The sequence below is a fragment of the Qipengyuania sp. MTN3-11 genome (assembly GCF_042851825.1).
In the GTDB taxonomy this organism is placed as follows: Bacteria; Pseudomonadota; Alphaproteobacteria; order Sphingomonadales; family Sphingomonadaceae; genus Qipengyuania.
Window position 1 is genome coordinate 56,343 of record NZ_BTGM01000005.1, and the last position, 12,637, is coordinate 68,979.

Annotated in this window: 14 protein-coding genes; 13 read left to right on the forward strand and 1 reads right to left on the reverse strand. The window is 67.1% G+C overall.

Going from position 1 to position 12,637, the window contains the following annotated elements; genetic code table 11:
* Nucleotides 1-3 precede the first annotated feature (3 nt).
* Complete coding sequence (locus ACGHN1_RS14725; protein ID WP_390551633.1) at nucleotides 4-936, reverse strand: helix-turn-helix domain-containing protein; 933 nt, start codon at nucleotides 934-936, stop codon at nucleotides 4-6.
* A gap of 110 nt (nucleotides 937-1,046) precedes the next feature.
* Between ACGHN1_RS14725 and ACGHN1_RS14730 the strand changes: the two genes are divergently transcribed.
* The 13 genes from ACGHN1_RS14730 to ACGHN1_RS14790 all read left to right on the forward strand — a co-directional run bounded on the left by ACGHN1_RS14730 (nucleotide 1,047) and on the right by ACGHN1_RS14790 (nucleotide 12,633).
* Complete coding sequence (locus tag ACGHN1_RS14730) at nucleotides 1,047-1,832, forward strand: inositol monophosphatase family protein (protein WP_390551659.1); 786 nt, start codon at nucleotides 1,047-1,049, stop codon at nucleotides 1,830-1,832.
* Nucleotide 1,833: 1 nt separating this feature from the next.
* On the forward strand, nucleotides 1,834-2,589 hold the full coding sequence (locus ACGHN1_RS14735) for an SDR family NAD(P)-dependent oxidoreductase (RefSeq protein ID WP_390551634.1): 756 nt from the start codon (nucleotides 1,834-1,836) through the stop codon (nucleotides 2,587-2,589).
* 1 nt (nucleotide 2,590) lies between these two features.
* Entirely contained in the window at nucleotides 2,591-3,343 is a 753-nt protein-coding gene (locus ACGHN1_RS14740) for an SDR family oxidoreductase (protein WP_390551635.1), read from the forward strand.
* A 122-nt stretch (nucleotides 3,344-3,465) separates the two neighbouring features.
* Entirely contained in the window at nucleotides 3,466-3,669 is a 204-nt protein-coding gene (gene rpmI / locus ACGHN1_RS14745; protein ID WP_390551636.1) for a 50S ribosomal protein L35, read from the forward strand.
* A 28-nt stretch (nucleotides 3,670-3,697) separates the two neighbouring features.
* Nucleotides 3,698-4,057: a 50S ribosomal protein L20 gene (rplT, locus tag ACGHN1_RS14750; RefSeq protein ID WP_390551637.1), complete on the forward strand. Its 360-nt coding sequence runs from the start codon at nucleotides 3,698-3,700 to the stop codon at nucleotides 4,055-4,057.
* A gap of 86 nt (nucleotides 4,058-4,143) precedes the next feature.
* Nucleotides 4,144-5,265, forward strand: a complete 1,122-nt coding sequence (gene pheS / locus ACGHN1_RS14755; protein WP_390551638.1) for a phenylalanine--tRNA ligase subunit alpha — start codon at nucleotides 4,144-4,146, stop codon at nucleotides 5,263-5,265.
* Nucleotides 5,262-7,661, forward strand: coding sequence for a phenylalanine--tRNA ligase subunit beta (gene pheT / locus ACGHN1_RS14760; protein WP_390551639.1), 2,400 nt, complete (start codon nucleotides 5,262-5,264; stop codon nucleotides 7,659-7,661). Before pheS ends, pheT begins: the two co-directional genes overlap by 4 nt.
* A 1-nt stretch (nucleotide 7,662) precedes the next feature.
* Nucleotides 7,663-8,409 carry an SDR family NAD(P)-dependent oxidoreductase gene (locus tag ACGHN1_RS14765; RefSeq protein ID WP_390551640.1) on the forward strand — a complete coding sequence of 249 codons (747 nt, stop codon included), beginning with the start codon at nucleotides 7,663-7,665 and terminating at the stop codon, nucleotides 8,407-8,409.
* Nucleotides 8,410-8,413: 4 nt separating this feature from the next.
* Entirely contained in the window at nucleotides 8,414-9,937 is a 1,524-nt protein-coding gene (locus tag ACGHN1_RS14770) for a peptide chain release factor 3 (protein WP_390551641.1), read from the forward strand.
* A gap of 37 nt (nucleotides 9,938-9,974) precedes the next feature.
* The gene (locus ACGHN1_RS14775; protein ID WP_390551660.1) at nucleotides 9,975-10,871 is read left to right on the forward strand and encodes an alpha/beta fold hydrolase; all 897 of its coding nucleotides are present in this window, start codon (nucleotides 9,975-9,977) and stop codon (nucleotides 10,869-10,871) included.
* Nucleotides 10,871-11,428 (forward strand): pyridoxamine 5'-phosphate oxidase family protein, encoded by a 558-nt coding sequence (locus ACGHN1_RS14780; protein WP_390551642.1) that lies wholly within the window; start codon nucleotides 10,871-10,873, stop codon nucleotides 11,426-11,428. The genes ACGHN1_RS14775 and ACGHN1_RS14780 overlap by 1 nt, the downstream gene beginning before the upstream one ends.
* Nucleotides 11,429-11,448: 20 nt before the next feature.
* The gene (locus ACGHN1_RS14785) at nucleotides 11,449-12,144 is read left to right on the forward strand and encodes an endonuclease/exonuclease/phosphatase family protein (RefSeq protein ID WP_390551643.1); all 696 of its coding nucleotides are present in this window, start codon (nucleotides 11,449-11,451) and stop codon (nucleotides 12,142-12,144) included.
* A 150-nt stretch (nucleotides 12,145-12,294) separates the two neighbouring features.
* Nucleotides 12,295-12,633 (forward strand): P-II family nitrogen regulator, encoded by a 339-nt coding sequence (locus ACGHN1_RS14790; RefSeq protein WP_390551661.1) that lies wholly within the window; start codon nucleotides 12,295-12,297, stop codon nucleotides 12,631-12,633.
* Nucleotides 12,634-12,637: the final 4 nt, after the last annotated feature.

Sequence of the window (12,637 nt, forward strand, 5' to 3'; positions counted from 1 at the left end):
GCGTCAGCCCGGCGGGGTTCGCCAGGGCAGCCCGGCGCCGGCATCGACCCGGCCGAGCAGTTCGAGCCGGCGGGCCTGGCGCGGGTCGAGGCCCAGCGAGAGGATGGGGCGCGGTCGGCTGATGAGCTGGCGTGGTGTGCATCCGAGCAGCAGCTTGAAGTCGCGGATCAGGTGGCTCTGGTCGTAGAAGCGCAGCGCGTGCTCGGCCGCTTCCGAATCGTCCGCCAGCCCGAGCAGCTGGCTGGCCATGTCGAGGACGCGCGCGCGGCGCATGACGGCGCGCGGGGTCATCCCGAAGGCGCGGCCCGCCATCCGCTCGACCCGGCGAGCGGTCACGCCGTAACGCCGCGCGAAGGAGCGGATCGGCTCGCCGGGATCGGCAAAGGCGGCAAGGTCGAACGCCGCCGCCAGGGGATCGGGTGGAGGCGCGTCGGCGGCGAAGATATGCGCGCGCAGATCGGCTTCTATCGTGTTCAGCAGGACTTCCGGGGATGCGCCGCTCTCGGCCAGTTCGAGCCAGCCGCCCCCGGGCGTGCCCTCAGGCGCAAGCGCGATGCAATCGGTGTCGACCTTGCCCCAAGGGTGGCCCAGCGCGGTCAGCGCTCCGGGGTTCAGCGCGAAGCCGAAGGTGTAGAAGGGACCGCGCACGCCGATCGGCATGCGCCTGGAGTGAGGGCCGAACATCAAGGTGCCGCGCGAACACGCGATCCTCCCGTTGACCGCATCCGCTGCCCACTCCCCGGCGACGATTATCCGCACGAACGCGGTGTCGTTGAGCAGGAAGCAGGACAGGGTCTGGTCCGCGGGCTGCTCGACCGCGGTAACGAAGAGGCGCGCGACCCACGGCGCCAGATCGGGCGCCGGGGCGCGGTGATGGGCGAGCGGGCGCCCGTCTCGGCTCATGCCGGTGACCGGCTCCAGTTGCGGAGTGTCCAAGATGCCGGCAATGTCCTGAAAGAGAAATGGAAGTTGCACGGATGAGCACTGCTTGCGCGCATTTTGCAAGTCTGTAATTCGCGCCGGTTCCCGCAACGAAGGTATTTCCCATCGCCCATGCCGACGATCTGATCCTCGCCCACCGGCTCGCCGATGCCGCGGGCCAAGCGATCCGCCCATTGTTCCGCGGCGATTTCGCAGAGGATCGCAAGGGCGACGCCAGCCCGGTAACCGAGGCCGACCGTGCCGCCGAAGCCGCGATGCGCGCGATCCTCGAGGCCGAGCGCCCCGCCGACGGCATCTTGGGCGAGGAATACGGACAAACCCGCGAAGCGGCCGCGCGCCAATGGGTGCTCGACCCGATCGACGGGACCATCAGCTTCATGGCCGGCCGGCCGATCTTCGGCACGCTGATCGCGCTGGTCGAGGATGGCTGGCCGGTTATCGGCATCATCGACCAGCCGGTGGCGGGCGAACGCTGGGCGGGGCGGATCGGGGAGCCGACCACCTTCAACGGACGCCCTGCAGGGACGCGGTCGTGCCGCACTCTCGAAGGAGCCATGCTGGCCACCAGCAGCCCGCATTACTTCGGTGCCGACGAGGCGGAACCCTACATGGCGCTGGCCGCCGCGGTAGGGCGCAACCAACGGCAGGGGCTGATCGTCTATGGCGGAGACTGCTACAATTACGGGCTGCTCGCCTCCGGCCATCTCGACATCGTCTGCGAGGCCGGGCTGAAGCTCTACGATTACGCCGCGCTGGTGCCGATAGTCGAGGGCGCGGGCGGGACCATGTCGGACTGGCAGGGCAATCCGCTCGACGCGCAAAGCGACGGCACGGTCCTCGCGCTCGGCGATCCGGCGCGGCTCGACGACGTGCTCGAGGCGATGGGCTGACATGAAGACGATCCTGGTCACGGGCGCGGGCAACGGCATCGGGCGGGCCACGCTCATGCATTTCCACGGGTCGGGCTGGCGCGTGATCGGGCTCGATCGCGATGCCGAGGCGCTCGCCGAACTGCGCGATGCCCTGCCGCGCGAAGCCGCGCTGCTGCTCACCTGCGATGTCGGGAAGGAGGGCGAGGTGGCTCGCGCCTTCGGGCGGATCGATGAATGGCTGGGCGAGGATGCGCTCGACTGCCTCGTCAACAACAGCGGGATCGCCGATCCCTATGCCGGCCCGCTCGAGGATCTCGCGCTCGACGATTGGCAGGCGTGGATCGATGCGAGCCTGACCGCCGCCTTTCTCGTTAGCCGGGCCGCGGTTCCGCTGCTGCGGCGATCCGACAGCGCGAGCATCGCCAACATCTCGTCGACCCGCGCGGTGATGAGCGAGCCCGAATGCTTCGCTTACGCCGCGGCCAAGGGCGGGCTCGATGCGCTGACCCATGCCCTGGCGGTCAGCCTCGGCCCGGCGATCCGGGTCAATGCGATCCGCCCCGGGTGGATCGAGACCGGCCCCTGGCAGAAGAGCGGCGCACGCTCCCATCCCGAGCATCGGCCTAGGGATCGCGAGCAGCATCCGGCAGGCCGCATCGGCCGGCCCGAGGACATCGCCGAAGCGGTCGCGTATCTGCACGGCGCCGGGTTCGTCACCGGACAGCATCTCAACGTCGACGGTGGCATGACCGTGAAGATGGTCTACGAACACTGAGATGGACCTTCCGCTCGACAACAGGATCGCGCTGGTGACCGGCGCGGCGCGCGGGCTCGGCTTCGAAATCGCGGAACGGCTCGCGCGGGGCGGGGCCAGGGTCTGGCTGAACGGGCGCGACGGGGCGGCGCTGGAGGCGGCAGCCGCGCGGATCGGCGGGTCTGCCCGCGCGCTGCCTTTCGACATCGCCGACGACGGAGCCACGCAAGCCGCCTTCGCCCGGATCGGTGAGGAGGGGCTCGATATCCTCGTCAACAACGTCGGCGTCCGCGACCGTCGGCCGCTGGCGGAGCTGCGCCGCGCCGACATGGCCGCCCTGCTCGCGACCAATCTGGTCGCCCCCTTCGACCTCGCCCGTCGCGCCGCATTGCTGATGCGCGAACGGGGGCCGGAGCGGGTTGGCGGGCGGATCGTCAATATCACCTCGATCGCCGCGGAGATCGCGCGTGGAGACGTGCTCTACACCGCCAGCAAGGGCGGCCTCGCGGCGCTGACCCGGGCGCTCGCCGCCGAGCTGGGCGGCGATGGCATCACGGTCAATGCGGTCGCTCCGGGCTATTTCGGGACGGAAGCGAACGGCGACATGGTCCGCGATCCCGACGTCGCCGATCATCTCGCGCGCCGCACCTCGCTGGGCCGCTGGGGCGAACCGCACGAAATCGCCGGCGCCGTCGCCTTCCTGTGTTCGGACGAGGCGAGCTACGTCACCGGGCAGACGCTGGCGGTCGACGGGGGCTACCTCAGTCACTTCTGACCCTTGCTTTTTGCGCGCGAACCGCTATTTCGCGCGCCTTCACTGACACGTGACTCACTGCCTGCCTGGCGACAAGGGCTGCCAGGGCCGGTTCGGACGTGTCTCTGCTACAGGAGATGAAAATGCCCAAGCTGAAGACCAAGAGCGGTGTGAAGAAACGCTTCAAGATCACCGCCACCGGCAAGGTCAAGCATGGTGTCGCGGGCAAGCGCCACCGCCTGATCAGCCACAATGCGAAGTATATCCGTCAGAACCGCGGGACCGACGTTCTCGCCAAGGCCGATTGGGCTGCGGTGAAGAAATGGGCTCCCTACGGCCTCGATTGAGCTCAGCGACTTTCTGAAAGGATAACACATGCCTCGCATCAAACGCGGCGTCACCACGCGCCAGAAGCACAAGCGGCTGCTCGACCAGGCCAAGGGCTATCGCGGTCGCCGCAAGAACACCATCCGCGTCGCGCGCCAGGCCGTCGAGAAGGCCGGCCAGTACGCCTATCGCGATCGCAAGGTCAAAAAGCGCAGCTTCCGCGCCCTGTGGATCCAGCGCATCAACGCGGCGGTCCGGGCCGAGGGCCTGACCTATTCGCAGTTCATGCACGGCACCAAGCTGGCCGGGATCGAGCTCGACCGCAAGGTCATGGCCGATCTCGCCATGAACGAGAGCGCCGCCTTTACCGCGATCATCAAGCAGGCCAAGGACGCGCTTCCCGCCTGACTTGATCGGTTGTTGCACGAAGCGCCATCCCCGCCGGCACGCGGGGGTGGCGCTTTGCATTTGTCCCCCTTAACGAGCGGCCCATAATGAGCACCGAACAGGACCAGAGGGTCACCGAGACGCTGGCGAGCCTTACCCGCGCTGAGGATACCGACGCACTCGAGGCGATCCGGATCGAAGCCCTCGGCAAGAAGGGCTGGATCACCCAGCTGATGAAGACGCTGGGCAAGATGAGCCCGGACGAACGCCAGGTCGAAGCGCCGCGCATCCAGGCCATCCGCGCCCGGGTGGCCGAAGCGATCGAGGACCGCAAGGCGGCGCTCGAGGCGGCGGAGCTGGAGCGGCGGCTGGCCAGCGAGACGCTCGACCTGACCTTGCCCGCACCGCAGGCTCCGGGGGGGAGCGTCCACCCGGTCAGCCAGGTGATGGACGAACTCGCCGAAATCTTCGCCGATCTCGGCTTTTCGGTCGCCTCCGGGCCCGAGATCGAGGACGACTGGCACAATTTCACCGCGCTCAACATGGCCGAGACACACCCTGCGCGCGCGATGCACGACACGTTCTATTTCCCGGATGTGGATGCCGAGGGGCGGCGAATGCTTTTGCGCACGCACACCTCGCCCGTGCAGATCCGCTCGCTGGTCGAGCGTGGCGCGCCGATCCGGATCATCGCGCCGGGCCGCGTCTATCGCAGCGACAGCGACGCGACCCACACGCCGATGTTCCATCAGGTCGAAGGGCTGGTGATCGACAAGGGCATCCACCTCGGCCATCTCAAGTGGACGCTGGAGACTTTCCTCAAGGCCTTCTTCGAGCGCGACGACATCGTGCTGCGGCTGCGCCCCTCCTATTTCCCCTTCACCGAACCTTCGGTCGAGGTCGATGTCGGCTGGAAGGACGAGGGCGGCAGGCGCGTGCTCGGCGGGGACGGCGATGCGCCGGGGCACGGCTGGATGGAGCTGCTGGGCAGCGGCATGGTCAACCGCCGGGTCCTCGAATTCGCCGGCGTCGATCCCGACGAATACCAGGGCTTCGCCTGGGGCCTCGGCGTCGACCGTCTGGCGATGCTCAAATACGGGATGGACGATCTGCGCGCCTTCTTCGACGGCGACGATCGCTGGCTGGCGCATTACGGCTTCTCGCCCTTCGACCAGCCGACCCTTTCGGGTGGGGTGGGGGCAAAAAGCACCGTGGGAGCGAAAGCATGAAGTTCTCGCTCGAATGGCTGACATATTTCCTCGACACCGATGCCTCGGTTCAGGAAATCGCCGCCGCGCTCAACCGCATCGGTCACGAGGTCGAAGGGATCGAGGACCCGGCCGACAAGCTCGCCGGTTTCCGTGTCGCCGAGGTTCTCACCGCCGCTCCGCATCCCGATGCCGACAAGCTGCAGGTGCTGACCGTATCGACGGGCGAAGGCGATCCGCTCACCGTGGTCTGCGGTGCGCCCAACGCCCGCGCGGGAATGAAGGGCGTGCTCGGCCTGCCCGGCGCGGTCGTGCCCGCAAACGGCATGGAGCTGCGCAAGAGCGCGATCCGCGGCGTCGAATCGAACGGCATGATGTGTTCTGTGCGCGAGCTCGAACTGGGCGACGAGCACGACGGCATCATCGAATTGCCGGAAGAGGCGCCGGTCGGGACCGCGTTTGCGGAATACAGCGACGCCTCGCCGGTGTTCGACGTGGCGATCACCCCCAACCGCCCGGATTGCATGGGGGTGATCGGCATCGCCCGCGACCTCGCTGCGGCGGGTTTGGGCCGGCTCAAGCCGTTCGAAATCCCCCAGATCGCGGGCGAAGGTGGGTGCCCCGTCGAGATCCGGACCGACGATCCCGAAGGCTGCCCGGCCTTCTACGGCCGCGTGGTGAAGGGCGTTAGCAACGGTGCTTCACCGGACTGGATGCAGCGGCGGCTCAAGGCCGCGGGCCAGCGCCCGATCAGCGCGCTGGTCGACTGCACCAACTATCTGATGCTGGCCTTCGGGCGTCCTGCGCATGTCTACGATCTGGCGAAGCTGACCGGTCCGATCAAGGCGCGTCGAGCGCTGGACGGCGAGACGATCAAGGCGCTGAACGAGAAGGTCTACACGCTCGATTCTTCCATGACCGTGATCGCCGACCAGCGCCAAGTCCACGACATCGGCGGAATCATGGGCGGCGAAGATTCGGGTGCGACCGACGCCACCACCGACGTGCTGCTCGAGATCGCCTATTTCGATCCGGAGCGCATCGGCGTGACCGGGCGCAAGCTCGGCATCGCCAGCGATGCGCGCACGCGGTTCGAGCGTGGGGTCGACCCGGCTTTCCTCGACGACGGGCTGGCGATCCTGACCGATCTGATCGTCAGGATCTGCGGCGGCACGCCGTCCGAAATTGTCCGCGCCGGCGAGCCGCCGCTGGAGCCCAAGCGGGTCACCTTCGATCCCGCGCTCACTGCCAGGCTCGGCGGTGTCACGGTGGCGGAAGACGAACAGCGCCGCATTCTCGAAGCGCTCGATTTCGAAGTCGGCACGGACTGGCGCGTCGCCTGTCCCCCGCGCCGTCACGACATCGAAGGGCCCGCCGATCTGGTCGAGGAAGTCGTTCGCATCCACGGGCTCGACAAGGTCGAAAGCACGCCCCTGCCGCGCGCGGAAGGGGTGGCGAAGCCGACCGCCTCGCCGCTCCAGCTGACCGAGCGCAAGCTGCGCCGTGCCGCGGCCGCGCGCGGGCTGAACGAGGCCGTGACCTGGAGCTTCCTGCCGGTGCCCGAGGCCGAGCATTTCGCCGACGGGGCCGAGCTCTGGGTGCTCGACAACCCGATCAGCGAGGACATGAAAGCGATGCGCCCCTCGCTCATCCCCGGCCTGCTCTCCGCCGCCAAGCGCAACGCCGATCGCGGCGCCGCCGGATCGCGGCTGTTCGAGGTCGGCCGGCGCTACTTCCGCGGGCAAAGCGGTGCGAGCGACGAGAAGCCGACGCTGGGCCTTGTGCTGGCTGGCGAGAAGACGCCGCGCGGCTGGGCGCATGGCAAGGCGACGGGCGTCGACGCCTACGACGCCAAGGCCGAGGCTCTTGCCCTGCTCGAAGCCGCCGGGGCGCCGGTCGACAATCTGATGGTGTTCGCCGAAGAAGGCGGCGGTGCGGGGCCGCAGTTCCACCCAGGCCAGTCCGCGACCCTGCGGCTGGGGCCGAAGAACGTGCTCGCCCGCTTCGGGGTCTTGCATCCGGCGACGCTCAAGGCCTTCGATATCGAAGGCCCGGTGGTGGCGGTGGAGATCTATCTCGACGCGATCCCGGGGAAGAAGAATGCAAGCTTCGCGCGGCCTCACTTCGCGCCGCCCGCCCTGCAGCCCATCACGCGCGATTTCGCTTTCCTCGTTCCCGCCGGTCTCGCCGCCGGCGATCTGGTCCGCGCGGTGCGCGGGGCGGACAAGCAAGCGGTGACCGATGCCCGCGTGTTCGACGTCTTCGCCGGTCAGGGGGTGCCCGAGGGGAAGAAATCGGTCGCGGTCGAAGTCACGCTCCAGCCGGGCGACAAGAGCTTCACCGATGCCGAGATCAAGGCGCTGTCCGAGAAGATCATCGCCGCCGCGGGCAAGCAGGGCGCGGAGTTGAGAGGCTGACATGACCAGAACCGCTTTCGTCACCGGGGCCACCGCCGGGATCGGGGAGGCAACCGTACGCACGCTGGTCGCAAGCGGCTGGCGCTGCGTCGCCACCGGGCGGCGTCAGGAGCGACTCGATGCGCTGGTGGAAGAGCTGGGTGCGGACAAGGTTTACCCCGCGGTCTTCGACGTGCGCGACGAGGCGGCGATGGATGCCGCGCTCGCGGCGCTGCCGGGGGAGTTCGCCGAGATCGACCTGCTGGTGAACAATGCCGGGCTCGCGCAGGGAATGAAGCCCGCGCAGGAGGCCGACCTCGCCGACTGGCAAACGATGATCGATACCAATGTCACCGCCATGGTGCGGCTGACCCGGAAGCTCCTGCCGAAGCTCATCGAGCGCAAGGGCGCGATCATCGCGATCGGGTCGGTCGCGGGCAGCTACGTCTATCCGGGCGGCAACGTCTATGCCGGGTCCAAGGCCTTCGCCAATCACTTCACCCTCGCCCTGCGCGCCGATCTCCACGGCACCGGCGTGCGGGTGACCAGCATCGAGCCGGGCATGGTGGAGACCGAGTTCACGCTGGTGCGCACCGGCAGCCAGGAAGCCTCGGACGATCTCTATCGCGGTTCCGACCCGATGACCGGCAAGGACATCGCCGAGACCATCCGCTGGGTCGCAGAGCTTCCCCCGCATCTCAACATCAACCGCATCGAACTGATGCCGGTGCGCCAGGATTTCGCCGGCTTCCGGGTGGCGCGGGACTGACCAAATGACCTCCGAACGCCGCACCTTCGCGATCATCTCGCACCCCGACGCGGGCAAGACCACGTTGACCGAGAAGCTGCTGCTGACCGGCGGCGCGATCCATCTCGCGGGCGAGGTCAAGGCGCGTGGCCAAGCGCGGCGCGCCCGCTCGGACTGGATGAAGATCGAGCAGCAGCGCGGCATTTCCGTGACCAGCTCGGTCATGACCTTCGAGCGAGAGGGCATCACCTTCAACCTGCTCGACACGCCGGGGCACGAGGATTTTTCCGAGGACACCTACCGCACGCTGACCGCGGTCGATTCGGCGATCATGGTGATCGACGCGGCCAAGGGGATCGAGCCGCAGACCAGGAAATTGTTCGAGGTCTGCCGGCTGCGCAGCGTGCCGATCATTACCTTCGTCAACAAGGTCGACCGCGAGGGGCGGCCGGTCTTCGAGCTGCTCGACGAGATCGCCGACATGCTCGCGCTCGATGTCAGCCCCCAGGCCTATCCGGTGGGTATGGGCGGCGAGTTCGAGGGCGTGCTCGATTTCGCCACCGGCTGCGTCGCGCGTCCCGAAGGTCCATCAAAGGAATTCCAAGGCAAACGCGACTGCGATCCCACCATCCCCGACCGTTTCGCCGAGGAAATCGAACTCGCCCAAATCGGCTATCCCGAATTCGATCTCGAGGCCTATCGCGGCGGCGACCTGACGCCGGTCTATTTCGGTTCGGCGCTCAAGAGCTTCGGTGTAACCGAGCTGATCGAGGCGATCGCGAAATACGCGCCCCCGCCGCGCCCCCAGCCGGCCGGCGAGGAGCAGATCGCGCCGACCCGCGACGAGGTCACCGGTTTCATTTTCAAGGTCCAGGCCAACATGGACCCCAATCACCGCGACCGCATCGCCTTCATGCGGCAGGTTTCGGGCACCTTCAAACGCGGGATGAAGCTGACGCCCTCGGGCCTCGGCAAGCCGGTGGCGATCCATTCGCCGATCCTGTTCTTCGCGCAGGACCGCGAGCTCGCCGACACCGCGCATCCGGGCGACATCATCGGCATTCCCAATCACGGCACGCTGCGCGTCGGCGATACGCTGAGCGAGCGCAACGAGGTCCGCTTCACCGGTCTGCCGAACTTCGCGCCCGAGATCTTGCGGCGCGTCCAGCTCGCCGACCCGACCAAGACCAAGCAGTTGCGCAAGGCGCTCGACGATCTGTCCGAAGAGGGGGTGATCCAGGTCTTCTATCCCGAGATCGGGGCGCAGTGGATCATCGGCGTCGTCGGCCAGCTGCAGCTGGAAGTGCTGGTCGCCCGGCTCGATGCCGAATACAAGGTCAAGGCCAATCTCGAGCCCTCGCCCTTCGCGACGGCGCGCTGGATCGGGGGCGAGGAAAAGGCGGTGGAGGAATTCGAATCCTTCAACCGCGCCAATCTCGCCAAGGACCGCGACGGCGATCTCGTCTTCATGGCCAAGAGCCCGTGGGACGTGAACTACCAGCAGGAAAAGAACCCGGAGTTGACCTTCTCCGCGACCAAGGAGCGCTAGCTTGCGGGATGCGACGCCGCGCGCCATGGATGCGGATATGAACGCCGCGATTTCCGGTTCGGGACCGACCAAGCAGACCTTCATCTCGCAACGGCTGCGGCTGAACTATCTCGACTGGAGCACTCCTGCATCCGGAGGGCGCGGCAAGCCTCCGCTCGTGCTGGTCCATGGCGGGCGCGATCACGCGCGCAGCTGGGACTGGGTGGCGCAAGACCTGCGGGACGACTGGCACGTCGTGGCGATGGATCATCGCGGGCATGGCGATTCGGACTGGGTCAGCGATGGCAATTACCAGGCGAACGACATGGTCTACGACCTCGCCCAGCTGATCCACCAGCTCGGCGTCGGGCCGGTGACGATCGTGAGCCATTCGATGGGCGGCAACGTCTCGCTGCGCTATGCCGGAACATTTCCCGAGATGGTGAGCAAGATCGTCGCCATCGAGGGTCTCGGCCCCAGCCCGAAGCGGCAGGCCGAGATGCGCGAGAAGACCTATCCCGAACGCCTGAACGAGTGGGTCGGCAAGAAGCGAGCCGCCGCCGCCCGCATCCCGCGCAAATACGACACCATCGAAGCCGCCTTCGCGCGGATGATCGAGGAGAATTCCTACCTCACCGAGGAACAGGCCCGCCATCTGACGATCCATGGGGTCAACCGCAACGAGGACGGGACCTACAGCTGGAAGTTCGATCCCCACCTCAACGTCTGGCCGGTCGAGGACATCGCCGACGAATTCCTGCACCAGACCTGGGCGGCGATCACCGCGCCCACGCTGCTGCTCTACGGCACCGAAAGCTGGGCTTCCAATCCGCAAGGCGACGGGCGGCTGGAGCATTTCGCCACGGCCGAGGTCGTGGAATTCGAGAAGGCGGGCCACTGGTTGCACCACGACCAGTTCGACCGCTTCATGGCGACCTTGCGGGAGTTTCTGTGATGGCGGATTTCAGCGATGCACTGAACGACGATCATGTCGCGATGATCGCCAGGCAGCCGGTGTTCTTCGTCGCCACCGCGGCGGCGGGGGGGCGGATCAACCTGAGCCCCAAGGGATACGACGCCTTTCGCGTGCTGTCCCCCTCGCGGGTCGCCTATCTCGACCTCGCCGGGTCGGGGAACGAGACGCATGCGCATCTGCTGGCCGACGGGCGCATCACCATCATGGTGTGCAATTTCGACCGGCCTGCGCTGATCCTGCGGATTTACGGAACGGGCCGACCGGTGATGCCGGGCGACGGCGGCTGGGCGGATCTGGCGCGACATTTCACCCTGATGCCCGGCACCCGGCAGATCTTCGACATCGCCGTCGAGAGCGTGCAGACCAGTTGCGGCTGGGGCGTGCCGTTCATGGAGTACGAGCGCGAGCGCGAGACGCTGAAGAAAGCGCACCGCCAGGCCGATCCCGAGGTCTGGGTCGCCAAGCAGCAAGGGCGAGATCGCAGCATCGACGGGCTTCCGGTACGCTCGCCCCAGACCTTCATCGCGGGCGAATAGACCGGCGTGCGCGTCCGCTGATGAAACTGCGCTTCGCCAGCTACAACATCCACAAGGCCGTGGGGCTCGACCGCCGGCGTGATCCGGAACGGATCATGGCGGTGCTGCGCGAGATCGATGCGGACGTCATCGCCCTGCAGGAAGCCGACCTGCGCTTCGGCGAGCGCGCCAGCGTGCTCCCGCGCGCATTGATCGACGATTTTCCCTGGCGGGTCGTGCCCGTGGCGAAGCGCCAGCGCAGCATCGGCTGGCACGGCAATGCGCTGCTGGTGCGGCGCGACATGGAGATCCTCGAGAGCCACGCGCTCGACCTGCCGACGCTCGAACCCCGCGGGGCGGTCTGCGGCAATCTGTCCGCGGGCGGGATCGGTTTTCACGCCATTGGCACCCATCTCGACCTGTCCGGCCTGCGCCGGCGCGATCAGGTCCGCGCCCTGCTCAAGTTCGCCGAAGCGAATTGCGCCGAGGCGCCCATAGTCATCATGGGCGACTTCAACCAATGGGGCCGGTCTACCGGGGCGATGCGGGAGTTCTCCCCCGACTGGCGTTTGATAACGCCCGGTCGCAGCTACCCCAGTCGCGCACCGGTCGCCCTGCTCGACCGCATCGTCATCTGCGGACGCTCGCGCTGCATCGAAACGGGGGTTCATCGAACCGCGTTGTCGAGTTCCGCATCCGATCACCTGCCGGTCTTTGCGGATTTGGAGATTGCCTAAAGTTTGGGCAGGCGCCTAAAACTTAACCAATAGTTACCCCATCGACCTGACCAAGCCGTGAAAATTGCGCGGAAGTGCCAATTGGCACGTGTTTTGCTGCGTATGCGAACGCCGGACGGGACCGGCGCAGCCAGCGAGGGGCGACATCACGTGAAATATGTCATCGCTATCATAAAACCGTTCAAGCTCGACGAGGTGCGCGAGGCGCTCGGCGTCATCGGCGTTGCCGGGATGACGGTGTCGGAGGTCAAGGGCTTCGGCCGCCAGAAGGGCCAGACCGAAATCTACCGCGGCGCCGAATATTCGACCAACATGCTGCCCAAAGTGAAGCTGGAAATCGCCGCGAGCGACGATCTGGCGCCCAAAGTGGTCGAGACGATCCAGCAGACCGCCTCCACTGAAGCGATCGGCGACGGCAAGATCTTCGTGTTCGATCTCGCCGCAGCCACCCGCATCCGCACCGGCGAGACCGGCGACACCGCGCTTTGATGGT